Source organism: Burkholderia sp. KBS0801 (genome assembly GCF_005937855.2).
Taxonomy (GTDB): Bacteria; Pseudomonadota; Gammaproteobacteria; order Burkholderiales; family Burkholderiaceae; genus Burkholderia; species Burkholderia ambifaria.
Genome location: NZ_CP042177.1, coordinates 1,173,254 through 1,190,869, shown reverse-complemented (window position 1 = coordinate 1,190,869; position 17,616 = coordinate 1,173,254). Strand labels below are relative to the sequence as shown.

General features: G+C 67.0%; 15 protein-coding genes. 10 read left to right on the top strand and 5 right to left on the bottom strand.

Going from position 1 to position 17,616, the window contains the following annotated elements:
- Positions 1-147: 147 nt before the first annotated feature.
- Both FFI87_RS05855 and FFI87_RS05850 read left to right on the top strand, forming a co-directional pair.
- On the top strand, positions 148-2,439 hold the full coding sequence (locus FFI87_RS05855; RefSeq protein ID WP_138848011.1) for an FUSC family protein: 2,292 nt from the start codon (positions 148-150) through the stop codon (positions 2,437-2,439).
- A 307-nt stretch (positions 2,440-2,746) separates the two neighbouring features.
- Positions 2,747-4,114, top strand: coding sequence for an amino acid permease (locus tag FFI87_RS05850; RefSeq protein ID WP_012363473.1), 1,368 nt, complete (start codon positions 2,747-2,749; stop codon positions 4,112-4,114).
- A gap of 156 nt (positions 4,115-4,270) precedes the next feature.
- On the opposite strand, the gene FFI87_RS05845 is transcribed toward FFI87_RS05850, so the two are convergent.
- On the bottom strand, positions 4,271-4,432 hold the full coding sequence (locus FFI87_RS05845; RefSeq protein WP_006754390.1) for a hypothetical protein: 162 nt from the start codon (positions 4,430-4,432) through the stop codon (positions 4,271-4,273).
- A gap of 242 nt (positions 4,433-4,674) precedes the next feature.
- On the opposite strand from FFI87_RS05845, the gene FFI87_RS05840 reads away from it, so the two are divergent.
- From FFI87_RS05840 to FFI87_RS05830, 3 genes are read left to right on the top strand one after another with little or no spacing between them, the layout of a single operon-like run.
- On the top strand, positions 4,675-5,718 hold the full coding sequence (locus FFI87_RS05840) for a Fe(3+) ABC transporter substrate-binding protein (protein ID WP_012363472.1): 1,044 nt from the start codon (positions 4,675-4,677) through the stop codon (positions 5,716-5,718).
- Positions 5,708-7,384, top strand: a complete 1,677-nt coding sequence (locus tag FFI87_RS05835) for an ABC transporter permease (RefSeq protein ID WP_138848012.1) — start codon at positions 5,708-5,710, stop codon at positions 7,382-7,384. Before FFI87_RS05840 ends, FFI87_RS05835 begins: the two co-directional genes overlap by 11 nt.
- Positions 7,385-7,388: 4 nt before the next feature.
- Positions 7,389-8,162, top strand: a complete 774-nt coding sequence (locus FFI87_RS05830) for an ABC transporter ATP-binding protein (protein WP_138848013.1) — start codon at positions 7,389-7,391, stop codon at positions 8,160-8,162.
- 46 nt (positions 8,163-8,208) lie between these two features.
- On the opposite strand, the gene FFI87_RS05825 is transcribed toward FFI87_RS05830, so the two are convergent.
- The 4 genes from FFI87_RS05825 to FFI87_RS05810 all read right to left on the bottom strand — a co-directional run bounded on the left by FFI87_RS05825 (position 8,209) and on the right by FFI87_RS05810 (position 10,753).
- Positions 8,209-8,679 (bottom strand): Lrp/AsnC family transcriptional regulator, encoded by a 471-nt coding sequence (locus FFI87_RS05825; RefSeq protein ID WP_006754321.1) that lies wholly within the window; start codon positions 8,677-8,679, stop codon positions 8,209-8,211.
- 312 nt (positions 8,680-8,991) lie between these two features.
- The gene (locus FFI87_RS05820) at positions 8,992-9,633 is read right to left on the bottom strand and encodes an NAD(P)-dependent oxidoreductase (RefSeq protein ID WP_012363469.1); all 642 of its coding nucleotides are present in this window, start codon (positions 9,631-9,633) and stop codon (positions 8,992-8,994) included.
- 137 nt (positions 9,634-9,770) lie between these two features.
- On the bottom strand, positions 9,771-10,226 hold the full coding sequence (locus FFI87_RS05815) for an Rrf2 family transcriptional regulator (RefSeq protein WP_006754319.1): 456 nt from the start codon (positions 10,224-10,226) through the stop codon (positions 9,771-9,773).
- A 92-nt stretch (positions 10,227-10,318) separates the two neighbouring features.
- Complete coding sequence (locus FFI87_RS05810) at positions 10,319-10,753, bottom strand: hypothetical protein (RefSeq protein WP_138848014.1); 435 nt, start codon at positions 10,751-10,753, stop codon at positions 10,319-10,321.
- 193 nt (positions 10,754-10,946) lie between these two features.
- Between FFI87_RS05810 and FFI87_RS05805 the strand changes: the two genes are divergently transcribed.
- The 5 genes from FFI87_RS05805 to FFI87_RS05785 all read left to right on the top strand — a co-directional run bounded on the left by FFI87_RS05805 (position 10,947) and on the right by FFI87_RS05785 (position 17,279).
- A complete protein-coding gene (locus FFI87_RS05805; protein WP_138848015.1) occupies positions 10,947-11,282 on the top strand; it encodes a hypothetical protein in 336 nt (111 codons plus the stop codon).
- 253 nt (positions 11,283-11,535) lie between these two features.
- Positions 11,536-12,729 carry an ammonium transporter gene (locus tag FFI87_RS05800; RefSeq protein ID WP_138848016.1) on the top strand — a complete coding sequence of 398 codons (1,194 nt, stop codon included), beginning with the start codon at positions 11,536-11,538 and terminating at the stop codon, positions 12,727-12,729.
- A gap of 192 nt (positions 12,730-12,921) precedes the next feature.
- Entirely contained in the window at positions 12,922-14,880 is a 1,959-nt protein-coding gene (locus tag FFI87_RS05795) for a PhoX family protein (RefSeq protein ID WP_138848017.1), read from the top strand.
- 302 nt (positions 14,881-15,182) lie between these two features.
- A complete protein-coding gene (locus FFI87_RS05790) occupies positions 15,183-16,058 on the top strand; it encodes an alpha/beta fold hydrolase (RefSeq protein ID WP_138848499.1) in 876 nt (291 codons plus the stop codon).
- 78 nt (positions 16,059-16,136) lie between these two features.
- A complete protein-coding gene (locus FFI87_RS05785) occupies positions 16,137-17,279 on the top strand; it encodes an FAD binding domain-containing protein (RefSeq protein WP_012363463.1) in 1,143 nt (380 codons plus the stop codon).
- Positions 17,280-17,616 lie beyond the last annotated feature (337 nt).

Below are 17,616 nucleotides of genomic sequence, written 5' to 3'. Positions count from 1 at the left end.
CGGGCGAACAGAAGCACCAAGGATAGCAAAAGGCCCGGCACCACGAAGCTCGTCCGAACGGCCAGGTTTTGCGGACCGCGAAATACGATAGACTCGTCGCCAGTCAATACGCCGCCCCGGCGTCTTCGTCTGTCATTCAGCCCATCGATGCGCTATTCGGTCGAAATCAGAAAGTTTCTCTACAGCCAGTACTTTTTCGGCGGCCTGCGGATCGCGGTCGGCGTGTCGCTGCCGGCCGTACTGTGCCTGATCGTGTTTCACAACCGGGAGCTCGGCTTCACGATCTCGACCGGCGCGCTCGGCGCGTGCGTCGTCGACATGCCGGGCCCGCTGAAGTACAAGCACAACGAAATGCTCGCGTGCAGCGTGATCGGCTTCCTGGCCGCGCTCGCAACCGGCCTCGCCACGCCGAACATCTTCGGGCTGTGGCTGACGATCGTGCCGCTCACGTTCGTGCTGTCGCTGATCGTCGTCTACGGCAACCGCTGGCCGCAGATCAGCTTCGCGACGCTGTTCATGATGGTGATGACGCTCGAGGAGAAGTTCACGCCGCTGGAGGCGTTCGTCAACGCGGGCTGGATTCTCGCGGGCGGCCTCTGGTACACGTACTGGGCGACGCTCGTGTCGCAATGGCAGGCGCGCCGGATCGAACAGCAGGCGCTCGCCGAAAGCCTGTTCGCCTGCGCCGACTACCTGCTCGCGCGCGCGCAGTTCTACGATCTCGACGCCGATCTCGACGAGTGCTACCGCAACCTCGTCGCGAAGCAGATCACCGCGGTCGAAACGCAGGAAACCGCGCGCGACATCGTGTTGCGCAATCTGCCGAAGCTGCGTCGCGGCAAGCTCGATCCCGGCCGCGCGACGATGTACAACCTGTTCATCAACAGCGTCGACCTGCACGAGCTGTTCGTGGGCGCGCACACCGACTATCCGCTCGTGCGTAACACCTTCGGCGGCTCGGATCTGATCATTTTCTACCGCGACCTGATCCGCAAGGCAGCCGCCGATCTCGAGCAGATCGGCCTCGCGGTGCTCGAAAACCGCGCGCCGCATTCGCGAATCAGCGTGAAGGCCGAACTGCGCGCGATCGAGTACGAGATCGAGCTGATGCGCAAGAAGAACTTCCCGGCCAGCAATGCGGAAGCGTACGCGGCCGTGCTCGCGACGTTCCGGCGCATCTGGAGCGCGACGCGCCTGATCGACCGGATGCGCCGCAACCTGTCGGGCCATGCCGACCCGCAGCAGATGGAACTGAAGATCGACAAGGCGCTCACGCGCTTCCTGCAGCGGCGCCGGATGTCGCCGCTGCTGATCTTCTCGAACCTGAACATGCGCTCGCCGAGCTTTCGCCACGCGCTGCGCGTGACGATCGCGGTGGCGGTCGGCTTCTGGCTCGGCCGGCTGCTGCCGCTCACGAACGCATACTGGATCGTGATGACGACCATCATCATCCTGAAGCCCGGCTACTCGCTCACCAAGCAGCGCAATGCGCAGCGTATCGTCGGCACGCTGATCGGCTGCGCGGCGAGCATCGCGCTGATCTACACGGTGAAGGAGCCGCACCTGCTGATCGCGATCATGTTCGGCTCGATGGTGATGAGCTACAGCCTGCTGCTGTTCAACTACGCGGCGAGCGTCGTGTTCACGTCGTCGTACGTGCTGCTGATGTTCCACCTGCTCGCGCCGGGCAGCATGCGGATCATCGGCGAGCGCGCGATCGACACCGTGGTCGGCTGCATGATCGCGATCGCCGCGAGCCGCCTGTTCCCGTACTGGGAATACCGGCTGATGGGCAAGCTCGTCACCGACATGCTGACGTCGACCCGCAAGTATTTCGAGGCCGTGTGGCGCGCCGGACGGGGCGCATCGCCGCCGCCCGTGCCGACTGCCGACGGCGCGGCGGTCGTGCCGGTCGTCGCCGCGGCGATCGAAGCGCCCACCACCGCCCTCGACGACGACTACCGCTACCGCCTCGCGCGCAAGGACGTGCATATCGCGTTCGCGAACCTCGGCCAGGCGTTCCAGCGGATGATGATCGAGCCGAAGGCGCATCAGCGCTTCGTGCCGGAGCTGAACGACCTGCTCGTGCAGACGCATGTCCTCGGCGCGCAGATCACCGCCGCCGCGCCGCTGATCCGCAGCGCATGCGCGGCCGACGAGACCCTCGTCCACGACGACGCGCTGCACCGCGGCCTGTCCGCCGTGCTGGAGAACCTCGAGAAGGCGGAAGCCGGCGAGCCGCCGCCGGCCGACCGGCTCGATGCGACGAAGCAGATCACGCGCGACCTCGACGCGATGGTCGTGTCCGCGGAAAAATCCGACGCGGTGGGCGCCGAGCTCACGCACGACCTGAAGGTGCTCGCGCACCAGTGCAAGCAGATGCTCGCGTCGTCGTTGCTGATCCGCAAGGACGCGAGCGTGATCCGCCTTCCTGCATGACCGCATGACGTCGTTCCCGCCGCCGGCCGGCCGCGCATGCAAGCGAGCCGACCGGCGGCGCTCCACCGCTTTCCCGCTCCCGCAATACCGTTCCATAGCATGACCCGCCCGCCCCACGCGGCCCGTGCGCGCGCCGCGCGATTGCCCCACCCGCGATTCAACCGGTTGCGCCAGTCAGGGAATACCCGATTCCGGTCACATGGCCGGGCTTGTTATCATTCGTTCACATTCAAGTTGTATATACAACTTGAGCCGACCGGGCCGGCCCTGCTCGCCCGGTCCGTCGCATAACGATATCGGAGACTCGATGAAGAACCTGCAGCGCCATCTGGGCGCACGGCACATCCGCTTTCTCGCGCTGGGCTCGGCGATCGGTACCGGCCTGTTCTACGGCTCGGCGTCCGCGATCCAGCTCGCGGGCCCGGCGGTGATCCTGGCCTACATCCTGGGCGGCGCGGCCGTCTACATGGTGATGCGCGCGCTCGGCGAGATGGCCGTGCGCGAACCCGTCGCCGGCTCGTTCGGCCACTACGCGACCGAAAACCTCGGCCCGTTCGCCGGCTTCGTCACCGGCTGGACCTACACGCTCGAAATGGTGATCGTCGCGATCGCCGACATCACCGCGTTCGGCATCTACATGAGCTTCTGGTTTCCGGACGTGCCGCAATGGATCTGGGTGCTCGGCGTCGTCGCGGTCATCTGCGGGCTGAACCTGTGCCACGTGAAGGTGTTCGGCGAGCTCGAATTCTGGCTGTCGATCATCAAGGTCGGCGCGATCGTCGCGATGATCGGCGGCGGCGTCGCGATCCTGCTGACCGGCATGCACTTCGGCCATTCGGCCGACGTGCCGACATTCGCGAACCTGTGGAACCATGGAGGCTTCTTCCCGAACGGGATCGGCGGCCTCATCGCGTCGCTGTCGGTCGTGATCTTCGCGTACGGCGGCATCGAGGTGATCGGGATGAGCGCCGGCGAGGCGAAGGATCCGGAGCGCGTGATTCCGCGCGCGATCAACGCGGTACCCGTGCGGATCCTGCTGTTCTACGTGCTGACGATGGTCGTGCTGATGTCGATCAGCCCGTGGACCGGCGTCGGCAGCGACGGCAGCCCGTTCGTGCAGATCTTCTCGGCGCTCGGCGTGAAGTCGGCCGCGACGATCCTCAACCTCGTGGTGATCAGCGCGGCGATCTCGGCGATCAACAGCGACATCTTCGGCGCGGGCCGGATGATGTTCGGGATGGCGCGGCAGGGTCAGGCGCCGCGCGTGCTGACGACAACGTCGCGGCACGGCGTGCCGTGGGTCACGGTGCTCGTGATGGCCGGCGCGCTGCTGGTCGGCGTGGTGCTCAACTATCTGATGCCGAAGGACGTGTTCCTGGTGGTCGCCGCGATCGCGACGTTCGCGACCGTGTGGGTATGGCTGATGATCCTGCTGTCGCAGGTCGCGATGCGCCGTCGCCTGTCGAGCGCGGAACTCGCCGCGCTAAAGTTCAAGGTGCCGCTGTGGCCGGTCGCGCCCGCGCTGACGATCGCGTTCATGGGTTTCGTGATCGTGATGCTCGGGTGGTTCGATGACACGCGGGTCGCGCTCTACGTCGGCGCGGGATGGCTCGTGCTGCTCGCGGTCGTGTTCTACGCACGGATCCGCCCGAAGTTCGCGGCTGCGTCACGTTGACGCACGACTGACCTTCCCATGCGGCGCGCCGGGTCCGGCGCCCGCGTCTGTCCCGGCGCGACGCATTGCGTCGCCCGCCGCTCCTCCTGCTGTTCCCCAACGTCGCTTGCGCACCCAGCCAACCAGGCCGCAGCGATCAGGCCCGCCGTGCCGGCGTCAGTGCGACGCGGCGCTCGCGGCCTCGGCCGGATGGGCCTCGTCGTACGCGTGCTTCTGCGAGATCGCGTTGTACGCGATCGTCCCGATCACGAGCAGCACGGCCACGACGATCAGGATGCTCACGTTGCGGACAGGGTTCTTCTTGCGCTGATCGTTCATGGTCGGTCCGGCTCCGTCGAATTCGTTGAAGCGGGCATTCTACGCGCTTGCGCCCGCGCCGCGACGCCCCGTTACGTCCCCCTCGTCCCGCCTTCCGTCCAGCCTTCCGACACCTTTCATTTGATAATCATTCCCATTTCGATCTAGAATCCAGAATCTTTCGCTTTGTAATGTTTCGGGTCGCTCGGGTGGCAGGCACGCCCCGGAACGCCTCTTCGTCCGCCTGCCTCACCGGAGTCTCCATGTCGAATCCGCGCACCCGCCTGCTGCCGCTCGTCGGCGCCCTCGCCGTTGCCGTCGCCGCATTCGCGCCGCTGGCCCACGCCGCCGAGGAAGTGAGCCTGTACACCACCCGCGAACCGAAGCTGATCCAGCCGCTGATCGACGCGTTCACGCAGCAGAGCGGCGTCAAGGTCAACACGGTATTCGTGAAGGACGGCCTGCTCGAGCGTGTGAAGGCGGAAGGCGCGCAGTCGCCGGCCGACGTGCTGATGACGGTCGACATCGGCAACCTGCTCGACCTCGTCGACGGTGGGCTCGCGCAGCCGGTGCGCTCGAAGGTGCTCGACGACGCGATTCCCGCGAACCTGCGCGGCGCGCAGGGCGACTGGTACGCGCTGTCGCTGCGCGATCGCGTGCTGTATGTGGAGAAGGACCTGAAGGTCGACGCGTTCCGCTACGAGGATCTCGCCGATCCGAAATGGAAGGGCAAGGTCTGCATCCGCTCGGGGCAGCATCCGTACAACACGGCGCTCGTCGCGGCTATGATCGCGCACGACGGCGAAGCCGCGACCGAAAAGTGGCTGCGCGGCGTGAAGGCGAACCTCGCGCGCAAGGCGACGGGCGGCGACCGCGACGTCGCGCGCGACATTCTCGGCGGGATCTGCGACGTGGGCCTCGCCAACGCGTACTACGTGGGTCACATGAAGAACGCGGAGCCGGGCACCGATGCGCGCAAGTGGGGCGACGCGATCAAGGTCGTGCGGCCGACGTTCGCGAACGCGAAGAGCGGCGGCACGCACGTCAACATCAGCGGCGCGACGGTCGCGAAGCACGCGCCGAACAAGGCCAACGCGGTGAAGCTGCTCGAATACCTCGTGTCGCCGCAAGCACAGGCGCTCTATGCGCAGGCGAACTACGAATACCCGGTGCGCGCGAACGTGAAGCTCGATCCGGTGATCGCGAGCTTCGGCACGCTGAAGGTCGATCCGCTGCCGCTGGCCGACATCGCGAAGCATCGCAAGGCGGCCAGCCAGCTCGTCGACAAGGTCGGCTTTGACAACTGACGCATCGTTCGTCCGCGCGCGCCGCCGGTCGTTGCGTTCGCGCGCGGGCAGCCTCTGGCTCGGCGCGGCCGTCGCGATCGCCGCGGCGGTCGCGGCGCCGCTCGCGGTGCTGGTGGCTGCCGCGTTCGGCGCCGATCTCGCGCACTGGAAACATCTCGGCGCGTTCGTGTTGCCGCAGGCGCTCGCCAATACGCTGCTGCTGCTCGCCGGCGTCGGCGCGATCGTCACGGTGGTCGGTACCGGCTGCGCATGGCTCGTCACCGCGTACGACTTTCCCGGCCGCCGGATACTGACGTGGGCGCTGCTGCTGCCGCTGGCGGTGCCCACCTATATCGTCGCGTTCGCGTATCTCGACCTGCTCCACCCGATCGGCCCCGTGCAGGGCGCGATCCGCTGGCTGCTCGGCTTCGACAGCCCGCGCCAGTTCCGCCTGCCCGACCTGCGCTCGCTGCCCGGTGCAATCTTCGTGCTCGGCTTCGTGCTGTATCCGTACGTATACCTGAGCACCCGCGCGATGTTCGTCACGCAGTCCGCGAGCCTGCTCGAAGCCGCGCGCACGCTCGGCGCGGGACGTATCGCGACATTCTGGCGCGTCGTCGTGCCGCTCGCGCGGCCCGCGATCGCCGTCGGCGTGAGCCTCGCGCTGCTCGAAACGCTGAACGACATCGGCGCGTCGGAATTCCTCGGCGTGCAGACGCTGACCGTCTCGGTCTACACGACGTGGATCACGCGCTCCGATCTCGCCGGCGCCGCGCAGATCGCGCTCGCGATGCTCGCGATCGTCGTCGGCATGATCGTGCTCGAGCGCTATGGGCGTCGCCGCCAGCGCTACGCGCACGGCCGGCGCATGCGTCCGCTCGCGCCGCGCAAGCTGACCGGCGCGGCCGCGTGGAGCGCCGCCGTGGCCGGCTGGCTGCCGGTGCTCATCGGCTTCGGCGCGCCGGCCGCGTACCTCGCGGTCGAGACCGGCAAGCGGCTGCATCTCGTCGGCGGCGTGTCGGCGCAATTGCTGACCGGGCTCGCGAACACGCTGACGATCGCCGCCGCCGCGACCGTCACCACCCTTGCCTGCGGGCTCGTCGTCGCCTGGGCGGCACGCGCGCGGCGCGACAGCGCCCATGCGGGCCCGGCCCGCGCGTGTGCCCGCATCGCCTGCCTCGGCTACGCGGTGCCGGGCACCGTGCTCGCGATCGGCCTGCTGATCCCGTTCGCGGCGGCCGACCGGCTGCTCGGCGCGGCGCTCGGCCGCGACGGGCTGCTGCTGATGGGTTCGGCGGCCGCGCTCGTGATCGCGTACACCGTGCGCTTTCTCGCGATCTCGACCGGCAGCATCGAAGCGGGCCTCGCGCGCATTCCGCCGTCGCTCGAACAGGCCGCGCGCTCGCTCGGCGAAACGGCCGGCGGCACGCTGCGCCGCGTGCACCTGCCGCTGCTGCGACCCGCGCTTACGACGAGCGCGCTGCTCGTCTTCGTCGACGCGATGAAGGAGCTGCCGGCGACGCTGCTGCTGCGCCCACTGAATTTCGACACGCTCGCGACCTGGCTGTATGCGGAAGCCGCGCGCGGCACCTATGAGGAAGGCGCGGTCGCCGCGCTCGCGATCGTGCTGGCCGGGCTCGTGCCCGTGATCCTGCTCGCGCGCACCCGTCACAAGATCGGAGCCTGACATCGTGAACCTGCTCGAACTCGACGACCTCTGCGTCGCCTACGACACGCCGCACGGCCGCCGCACGGTGGTCGACGGGCTGAGCCTCGCACTGCCGCGCGGCGACATCGGTTGCCTGCTCGGCGCCTCGGGCTGCGGCAAGACCACGGTGCTGCGCGCGATCGCGGGCTTCGAGCCGGTGCGCATGGGGCGCATCGTGCTGGACGGCACGCCCGTCGCGGCGCCGTCGCTCGACGTGCCGCCCGAGCGGCGACGCATCGGGATGATGTTCCAGGACTATGCGCTGTTCCCGCACCTGAGCACGGCCGACAACGTCGCGTTCGGCCTGCGGCGCATGTCGAAGGCCGAGCAGCGCACCCGCGTCGCGGACATGCTCGAACTCGTCGGTCTCGCCGATGCGGGCAGCGCGTATCCGCACGAACTGTCGGGCGGCCAGCAGCAGCGCGTCGCCCTCGCCCGCGCGCTCGCGCCGTCGCCGGAGCTGCTGCTGCTCGACGAGCCGTTCTCGAATCTCGATGTCGATACGCGCGAGCGCCTCGCGTTCGAGCTGCGCGACATCCTGAAGCGCACGGGTCACACCGCGATCCTCGTCACGCACAACCAGGCGGAAGCGTTCGCGATCGCCGACCGGATCGGCGTGATGAAGGATGGCCGGCTCGCGCAATGGGACACGCCGTACGCGCTGCACCATCATCCGGCCAGCCCGTTCGTCGCGGAATTCGTGCGCAGCGACGCGCTGGCGGACGAACGCGCCCGGGCGCTGGCGCGCGGCCGCTGAGCGCGATGACGACGACGGCGCGCTGTGTGCGAGCCGCCGTACCGCGCTACGCCGGCTCGGACAGATCGCGCACCGGCAGCGCGGTCGAATACTTGATCTGCTCCATCGCGAACGACGAGCTCACGTCGAACAGCGGCACCGCGCGGATCAGCTGCTTGTAGACGCGATCGTAATCGTCGATGCCGGCCACCACGACCCGCAGCAGATAGTCGGTCTCGCCGCTCATCCGGTACACCTCGACGACTTCCGGCATGTCGCGCACGGCCTGCGTGAAACGCTGCGCCCACTCCTCGGTGTGCTGGTTCGTCCGAATCGCGACGAACACGGTCGTGCCGACCCCGAGCTTGCGTGGATCGCACAGCGCGACCTGCGCGCGGATCGCGCCGGTTTCCTTGAGCCGCTGCACGCGCTTCCAGCAGGGCGTCTGCGACAGGTTCACGCGCTGCGCGAGTTCCGCGATCGGCAATGTGGCATCTGCCTGCAACAGCTCCAGCAGCTTGCGATCGATGGCATCCATTTCCCCAGTCCTTCGTAGATAGAAATTTTTTCTATACATCGTGCATGACGGGGAACGATATGGAAACCGCTGCGCGGCGTCGACCGGGATAAATACCAATCAGCTGGGGATACGCCGCGATGCGCGGAATCCCGCGCGCGGTTGCCTGTCAGTGAGCGGCACCCCAAACGAAACAGGCGATTCCGCCCGTCGAGGTGGAATCGCCTGAAGTCGTTGCGACCGCGCTGGCTGCCGGGCGCTTACGGATGCTCACGGACGTTCACGGAAAACGCGCCACGCACGCGCCGCCTCGCCGTGACGTCGCGATGTCGCTCAATACGCGACCGTCGAGATCTCGCGCACGAAGCTGTCTTGCTCGAGCGCATCGACGAACGCGACCGCGTAGTCTTCCGCCGATATCTTGCTGTTGCCCTGCGCGTCGACGATCAGCTTGCCGACGCCCGTGCGGAACGTGCCCGTGCGCTCGCCCGGCGCGATCAGCGCGGCCGGCGCGAAGAACGTCCAGTCGAGATCACCGACCGTTTGCAGATAGTCGAGCGCATCGCGGTGCGCGAGCGCGACCGCCTTGTACGCGTCCGGGAAGCCTTCGGTGTCGACCAGCTGCTTGCCCGGCGCGACTTCGAGCGAACCGGCGCCGCCCACCACCACGAGCCGCTTCAGGCCTGCCTGACGCGTGCCGGCCACGAGTGCCTTTGCCGCCGCGACGACCTTCGCGGCGTCGTCCTGCTTCGGACCGTACGCGCTCGCGACGACGTCGTGACCGGGCAGCGCGGCCGCGATGCTGGCCGCATCGAACAGGTCGGCCGCCTTCGCGACGATGCCGTCGGCGGACGCGCCCGGGTGGCGCGACAGCGCGGTCACGCGATGGCCGCGGCGCGCGGCTTCCGCTGCGATGCGCGAACCGATCATCCCGGTGGCGCCAAACAGTGCGATGTTCAGGGTACGTTGCGTCATGTCGATTCTCCAGAAAGAAAAAGTAACTAAAGCGATTACATATAAGACCGAAAAAAAACGGAGCGAAACTCCGTCGTGCCGGCCGCCGCGCGTGCGCGCCGTCCGGCCTCCTACCCTGCGTCATCCCTCGCCCAAGCTCACCCGCCGGCGCTTCCCGCGGGCCGGCTGCGGTGCTCCGATTCGAGCACGTCGGCCGTGACATCCGCGAGCGTGCGCGTGGCAAGCGATGCTTCCATCGCGCGCTGCGCGTCGCCGATGTAGTCGATCAGCACGCCCTGGATGTGCCGCCCGACGAGACACGCGGGATTCGGCGCCTCGCGATGCAGTGCGAACAACTGCGCATCGTCGACCGCGCGATACACGTCGAGCAGCGTGATCTCGCCCGGCTCGCGCGCCAGCAGCGCGCCGCCGCCCGCGCCGAGCTGCGACGTGGTCAGCCCGGCGGCCGCCAGCATCGACAGCAGACGGCGAATCAGCGCCGGATTCGTGTTCACGCTGCCCGCGATGATGTCGGACGACAGCGGCGCGCCTTCCTGCATCGACAGCAAGGCAAGCACGTGAACGGCAAACGCGAACCGGCTGCTGGTATTCATTCCTCACTCACCTGGCGACGCCGGCCCGAACGGCAGCCGGCGACAATGTGTAACCACTATAATTACATTTCTCGGATTGCGCAAGTGCCGGCTTACTCGCCGCTGGCAGGCTTCGCGCCGGACGCATTCTGCTGGCTCCACTGCTGCAGCTTCTTGCCGGCTTCCGCCATTTTCGCGCCCGCTTCGGACGCCGCATGCGCGACGACCGCGGAAGCGGCCGCATCGAGCTGTGCCTGCGCGGCCGACGCGAGACCGCTCGCGGACAGCGGCGGCACGGCCGAGGCCGCGCTGGCGATGCCGGCCTTCGCGGCATTGAGCTGCTGGTTGACGGTGCTCGCCATCTGGTCGAGCGCCTTGGCCGCGCTGTTGGCGGCGTCGGTGGCCGCGCTCGCGGCCGTATCGGCTTGCTGGGCCGGCGTGCCGGACTTCTCGCAGCCTGCGAGCAACAGCACCGTACCGACGGCCGCGGCCGCGGCCGCCAGCATGAACCCGGGCGCGCGACGCGCCCGCGAAGTCTTCATCTTCATCAGCAATCTCCGGCCGTGCACTGCACGGCCTGAATGGTTGGACCGATGCCGATGATACCGCTTGTGGAACAGGGCCACTGACCACTCCCGCTTAAAAATCCCTTTCAATTTCGGACTCGTCTGATTCAATCGCACGCGCGCCGACACTAAAGTGGGCAGCCTTCCATCCGCTCCGTCCGCTTCCCGCTTCTCCATGGCTTTCCTCATCGACTGGTTCATCGCGCTGGCCGCCGTGCTCGCCACCACCCTGTTCCTGTGTCTTCGCTCGCCGTCCGCGACGCGCCTGCGTGCCGTCGGGCGTCCGCGCCGGGTCGCGTGCGCGCGCCTGCTCGTTCAAGCGGTGATCGGCTTCTGGACGGCCGCGCTGATCGTCGCGCAAGGCATCCTCGGCCCCGACGGCGACGGCCAGTCGCACGCGGGCGTCGCCGCGCTCGCGTTCGCGGCACTTGGGCTCGCGGCCGTCGCCGCCTACTGGTGCGCGTGCGCGCTGCGGCTGCGGCGGCCGCGCACGCTGTTCGCGCGCCGCTGACGCGCCAGACCGGTGCATCGCGGCGCACCACGCGGCACCGCGCCGAGCGTCGCACGCACCAGTTGCGCACGCTTCGCACCACGTTCGTGCACAAGGTGCGCTCCTCTCGCCGCATCCAGCCCGCCCCGCGACTGTGCATGCTTCACCGGAATGCCGCACCGCGCGGCCTTTCGCACCATTTACACGCAGCGATTCACCAAGTTGGCTCGATACTTGCATTCCTCGCGCATTTTTTGCGCAAGGAAGCCACGGCATGGATGGTCTGAAATCCGGCGTCGATACACTGTTCCTGTTGATCGGCGCCGTCATGGTGCTCGCGATGCACGCGGGCTTTGCATTCCTCGAGCTCGGCACGGTCCGCAAGAAGAACCAGGTCAACGCGCTCGTGAAGATACTGGTCGACTTCTCGGTGTCGACGCTCGCGTACTTCTTCATCGGCTACACGATCGCGTACGGCGTCGAGTTCTTCGACGACATCGGCACGCTGTCGCAGCACAACGGCTACGCGCTCGTGCGCTTCTTCTTCCTGCTGACGTTCGCGGCGGCCATCCCCGCGATCGTGTCCGGCGGCATCGCGGAGCGCGCGAAATTCAATCCGCAGCTCGTCGCGACGCTGATCATCGTCGGCTTCATCTATCCGTTCTTCGAAGGGATCGCATGGAACGACCGCTTCGGCGTGCAGGACTGGCTTACGCATGCGTTCGGCGCGCCGTTCCACGATTTCGCGGGCTCGGTCGTCGTGCACGCATTCGGCGGCTGGGTCGCGCTGCCGGCCGTGCTGCTGCTCGGCGCACGCCACGGCCGCTATGCGAAGGACGGCCGGATCGCCGCGCATCCGCCGTCGAACATTCCGTTCCTCGCGCTCGGCGCGTGGGTGCTCGCGGTCGGCTGGTTCGGCTTCAACGTGATGAGCGCGCAGACGCTCGACAAGATCAGCGGCCTCGTCGCCGTGAACTCGCTGATGGCAATGGTCGGCGGCACGCTCGCCGCGTGGATGGCCGGCCGCAACGATCCGGGCTTCACGTACAACGGCCCGCTCGCGGGCCTCGTCGCGGTGTGCGCGGGCTCCGACGTGATGCACCCGATCGGCGCGCTCGTCACGGGTGCCGCGGCCGGCGCGGTATTCGTCGCGATGTTCACCTGCGTGCAGAACAAATGGCGCATCGACGACGTGCTCGGCGTGTGGCCGCTGCACGGATTGTGCGGCGCGCTCGGCGGCGTCGCGGCCGGGGTGTTCGGGCAGCCCGTGTTCGGCGGCCTCGGCGGCGTGTCGTTCGTGTCGCAGCTCATCGGCACGCTCGGCGGCATCGCGATCGCCACCGCGGGCGGCACGCTCGTGTATGGCGCGCTGAAGGCGACGGTCGGGCTGCGCCTCGATCGCGAAGCCGAATTCGACGGCGCCGACCTGTCGATCCACCGCATCTCGGCGACGCCCGAGCGCGATTGAACACCATCAAGCACGAAACCGGCGTCCGCCAGCCCACCTGACGGACGCCCGGTGCGTCATTACGTTTTCGATTCAAAAAACTTTCATCTAGCATCCCTACACTTCGGTCCAGTTTTCAACTTGCCTTCGCCTTGCTTGCTGCGTGCCTGCTTCGCGACGGCCATTCTTCCAACATCTGAAACTGGACTCCACATGCCCGCGTTGCCCAATGCTTCCCGTCGTCAGGCCCTGAAGATCCTCGCAGGCGCGCCGATGCTGCCCCTCTCCGGCCTCGCGCTGCCGGCCCTGCTGACCGGTTGCGGCGGCGACGACAATCCGACGGCGACGCCGGCCGCCGCCGCATACACGTCGGCGGCGTTCTCGGCGATGGCCGCGCCCTCGCTCGACAACGCGGCCGCGATGGCCACGACGACGGTCGGCTCGACGCTGTCGGTGTCGTTCTCGGACGGCTCGTCGCGCAACTTCAAGCTGGCGTACCGGCCGTTCTTCGTGACGGGCGACATGGTGCCGGACGGCAAGGGCGGCACGACGCTCGCGGGCGGCTACTACGACATCAACAACCAGCCGATCATCGACCGCTCGGTGGCCGGCAAGGAGCGCCAGTTCTATTCGGACTGCCCGGACGGCAGCTCGCTGCTGACGCTGAAGAACGCGAACGTCGCCGGCGTGAAGGGCAACACGGTGTTCGCGGTCGTGCAGTTCGAATACACGACGCGCGACCAGGCAAGCGCATCGCAGTACGGCCAGCTGCCGTCGCCGATCGCGGTGATCACGCTCGATCAGGATCCGTCCAGCGGCGCGCTGAAGGTCGTCAAGTACCACAACGTCGACACGTCGAGCGCGCACGGCCTGTGGATCACCTGCGGCGCGAGCCTGTCGCCGTGGGGCACGCACCTGTCGAGCGAGGAATACGAGCCGGACGCGACGAAGGCCGCGACCGACGCGCAGTTCAAGGCATTCAGCAAGAACACGTTCGGCGACGAGACGAAGGCGAACCCCTATCACTACGGCCACCTGCCCGAGATCACGGTGAACCCGGACGGCACCGGCACGGTGAAGAAGCACTACTGCCTCGGCCGCATCTCGCACGAGCTGATCCAGGTGATGCCGGACCAGCGCACCGTGATGATGGGTGACGACGCCACCAACGGCGGCCTGTTCATGTTCGTCGCCGACAAGGCGGCCGACCTGTCGGCCGGCACGCTGTACGTCGCGAAGTGGACGCAGACGTCGTCCGCCGGCGCCGGCAGCGCGACGCTGACGTGGATCCGGATCGGCCACGCGACGAGCAGCGAGATCGAGACGCTCGCGAACACGCTGAAGGCATCGGACATCATGGACCTGACGACGACCGACCCGAACGACGCGAGCTACACGAAGATCCATTTCGGCGGCAAGTTCAACTGGATGCGCGTGAAGCCGGGGATGGAAAAGGCGGCCGCATTCCTCGAGACGCACCGCTATGCGGCGCTGATCGGCGGCAGCATGGCGTTCACGAAGCTCGAAGGCACGACGGTGAACGCGAAGGACAAGATCGTCTACACGGCGATGTCGCGGATCGAGACGTCGATGGTCAAGGGCAACGCGGTGTCGCGCGATGTCGCGGTGGACAAGAAGATCGCCGCGGGCGCCGTCTATGCGCTGAACCTGAAGGCCGGCCAGCGCGACACGTCGGGCGGCGCGATCGACAGCGAATGGGTGCCGATCGACATGGCTGCGCCGGCTGCGCTCGTCGGCGAGGACCTCGCCGCGGCCGACGCGCTCGGCAACCTCGCGAACCCGGACAAGATCGCGAACCCCGACAACCTGAAGTTCTCCGAAAAGCTGCGCACGCTCTTCATCGGCGAAGACTCGGGCATGCACGTCAACAACTTCCTGTGGGCGTACAACGTCGACACGAAGTCGCTCGCACGCGTGCTGTCGTGCCCGGCCGGCGCCGAATCGACGGGCCTGCACGCGGTCGACGAGATCAACGGCTGGACCTACGTCATGAGCAACTTCCAGCACGTGGGCGACTGGGAGACGCCGCTGCACGACAAGGTCAAGTCGACGCTCGACCCGCTCGTACGCGCGAACTACAAGGACCGCTTCGGCGCCTGCGTCGGCTACCTGACGGCCGAGCCGACCAGCATCAAGCTCGCGAAGGCCTGAGCGGCCGGGGGTACTGACCCGCCCCCTTTCTCTTCATCACGTTTCATTCGTCGGCGCTCCACGCCGGTTCATGCGCGATGCCCATTGCGGGCGTCGCGCTTTTTTTGCGCGCACGCCGCACCGACGCCACCCGCCGCACTGCTCACATCGGGCATTGGAGGTCGCCCTCCTCCGAGGAACAACTTAATCGTCATTCAGAACAATTCATGCGACTGGCCATGTCGCTTCGCCTATGCTCGGACAGCACTCGCGCGCACGTCGCTCCGATGGCGCGTCGTCCGAACCGAAATGGGAACCGACACATGTCCACCACCACGCCTTCGATCGTTCACCACACCGTCACTGCGAACGGAATTCGACAACATTTCATCGACGCGGGCAGCGGACCTGTCGTGGTCCTGCTGCACGGTTTCCCGGAAACCAGCTTCGCATGGCGCTTCCAGATTCCCGTCCTGGCGCAACGCTACCGCGTCATCGTGCCCGACCTGCGCGGCTACGGCGAAACCGACAAGCCGGCCGCCGGCTACGACAAACGCAACATGGCCCGCGATCTCGTCGCCTTGCTCGACACGCTTGGCATCGGCCGAATCGCGCTGGTCGGGCACGATCGCGGCGCACGCGTCGCGACACGCTTCGCGAAGGACTTCCCCGAGCGCCTCGAGCGCCTTGTCGTGATGGACAACGTGCCGACCCGCATCGTCGCGCAGAACATGACCGCCCAGACGGCACGCGCGTACTGGTTCTTCCTGTTTCATCAGGTAGCGGACCTGCCCGAAGCACTGATCGCCGGCAAGGAGGCCGAGTGGCTCGGCCACTTCTTCTCCGACTGGTGCTACAACCCGCACGCCATTTCCGGCGAGGCGTTCGACACGTATGTCCGGGCCTATCGCCGTCCCGGCGCCGTCCGTGGCGCACTCGCCGACTACCGCGCGAACGCGGAAGACGTCCAACAGGATCTCGCCGACGCCGATGTGAAGATCGCATGCCCGACCATGGCGATCTGGGGTGAGGATTTTTACGCGGTCGGCAAGATGTTCGACATGAAATCCGTCTGGGAAAGCATGGCGACACATCTTCGGGCCGAGCCCATCGCGCAATGCGGCCACCTTCCGCAGGAAGAACAGCCGGAACGCGTCAACGCGCTGCTGCTCGATTTCCTGAAGAGCTGGGAAGGTTGAATCCGCGGCGCACCGGCATCGAAGCAGCAGGAAATTGGACGCGCGGTCGCGCGATTCACTGGTTGACAGGAGCACTTCATGAATGACGTATCGAGGCCGCGGGCACTCGTGATCGGCGGATCGGTAGGCGGACTCTTCACGGCAACTGCGCTGCGTGCGGCTGGATGGCGCGTCAGCGTGTTCGAACAGTCGCCGAGCGAGCTCGATAGCCGCGGCGGAGGCATCGTCCTGCAGCCGCCGATCGTCCGCGCGTTCGCATTCGGCGGAGTACCGATGCCGGGCGATACCGGCGTGGATTCGAGCGAGCGGATCTATCTCGACGAGGGTGACCGGATCGTGCAGCAAATGCGCATGCCGCAAACCCAGACTGCGTGGAATGTGATCTATACGGCGCTGAAGCGCGCGCTGCCAGCGGGCGTCGTCCATGCAGGCGAGACGTTCGAGCGACTCGATTCCGATGGCGCGCGCGTCACCGCGCATTTCGCGAGCGGCCGGATAGAACACGCGGATCTGCTCGTCGGCGCGGATGGCGGGCGCTCCGGCGTGCGCGCGCAACTGCTACCCGATACGCAACCCACCTATGCGGGTTACGTTGCGTGGCGCGGGCTCGTCGACGAACATGACCTGCCCGATCAGGTACTTCGCGTGCTGCGCAACCGCTTTACGTTTCAGCAGGGTGACGCACATCTGTTCCTGACCTACCTGGTGCCAGGTCGCGACGGCACCGTCGAGCCCGGCAAACGGCGCGTGAACTGGGTGTGGTACCGGCGTCTCTCGTACGACAAGCTACCTGAACTGTTTCGTTCCCGGGACGGCACACAGCGAGACGGATCGCTGCCGCCCGGTGCAATGCGCGACGACCATCGGTCGGAACTCGTCGACGCGGCCCGCAACCTGCTCGGGCCGACGCTCGCCGCGCTCGTCGATGCAACGCACGCGCCATTCGCACAGGCAATTCGGGATCTTGTCGTCGAGCGAATGGTGTTCGGCCGCGCGGTACTGCTTGGCGACGCGGCTTGCCTTGTCCGCCCCCATACCGCGGCCGGCGTGGCAAAGGCGGCGGACAATGCGGTTGGACTCGCCGAAGCGATGCAGGCTTTCGCGCGAGGCACGGCGTTCGATGCCGCACTGTCGCGTTGGGAACGCGATCAGCAGAAGATCAACGCTTCGCTATCGGCGCTCGGTATTTCACTGGGTACGCGCATCATGGGATCGACGTGACCACTCTGGTAATGCGTTGCACACGGCGCGCCGCGCATCAGCACGCGCGCCCCACCTCGCGCCATCATTCGTTTCAGATAGCCCCAGGCAGTCAAACCGCCGCACATCACGTGGATGAGGAAATAGCGCTCCAGATCGGGCGCCGAACAACAACCTTCGGCAATGCGGCATACTTTGACGTTTTTGAAACCGCTCTTGCTAGCTGCTGCAAACTTCGTTGCGCGCCGATAACGGGCAAAAAAAAGCGCCACGGAGACCGTGGCGCTAAAAAAGTTCTAGCCATTCCGAGGGCCGTGCTAGAACCTGAGAGACTGCGCGAAACACCGTTGCCGGTTAA

Bases quoted from the DNA above. Each gene is read 5' to 3' on its own strand.
- FFI87_RS05855 (WP_138848011.1), top strand. From the start codon at position 148: ATGCGCTATTCGGTCGAAATCAGAAAGTTTCTCTACAGCCAGTACTTT.
- FFI87_RS05850 (WP_012363473.1), top strand. From the start codon at position 2,747: ATGAAGAACCTGCAGCGCCATCTGGGCGCACGGCACATCCGCTTTCTC.
- FFI87_RS05845 (WP_006754390.1), bottom strand. From the start codon at position 4,432: ATGAACGATCAGCGCAAGAAGAACCCTGTCCGCAACGTGAGCATCCTG.
- FFI87_RS05840 (WP_012363472.1), top strand. From the start codon at position 4,675: ATGTCGAATCCGCGCACCCGCCTGCTGCCGCTCGTCGGCGCCCTCGCC.
- FFI87_RS05825 (WP_006754321.1), bottom strand. From the start codon at position 8,679: ATGGATGCCATCGATCGCAAGCTGCTGGAGCTGTTGCAGGCAGATGCC.
- FFI87_RS05820 (WP_012363469.1), bottom strand. From the start codon at position 9,633: ATGACGCAACGTACCCTGAACATCGCACTGTTTGGCGCCACCGGGATG.
- FFI87_RS05815 (WP_006754319.1), bottom strand. From the start codon at position 10,226: ATGAATACCAGCAGCCGGTTCGCGTTTGCCGTTCACGTGCTTGCCTTG.
- FFI87_RS05810 (WP_138848014.1), bottom strand. From the start codon at position 10,753: ATGAAGATGAAGACTTCGCGGGCGCGTCGCGCGCCCGGGTTCATGCTG.
- FFI87_RS05805 (WP_138848015.1), top strand. From the start codon at position 10,947: ATGGCTTTCCTCATCGACTGGTTCATCGCGCTGGCCGCCGTGCTCGCC.
- FFI87_RS05800 (WP_138848016.1), top strand. From the start codon at position 11,536: ATGGATGGTCTGAAATCCGGCGTCGATACACTGTTCCTGTTGATCGGC.
- FFI87_RS05795 (WP_138848017.1), top strand. From the start codon at position 12,922: ATGCCCGCGTTGCCCAATGCTTCCCGTCGTCAGGCCCTGAAGATCCTC.
- FFI87_RS05790 (WP_138848499.1), top strand. From the start codon at position 15,183: ATGTCCACCACCACGCCTTCGATCGTTCACCACACCGTCACTGCGAAC.
- FFI87_RS05785 (WP_012363463.1), top strand. From the start codon at position 16,137: ATGAATGACGTATCGAGGCCGCGGGCACTCGTGATCGGCGGATCGGTA.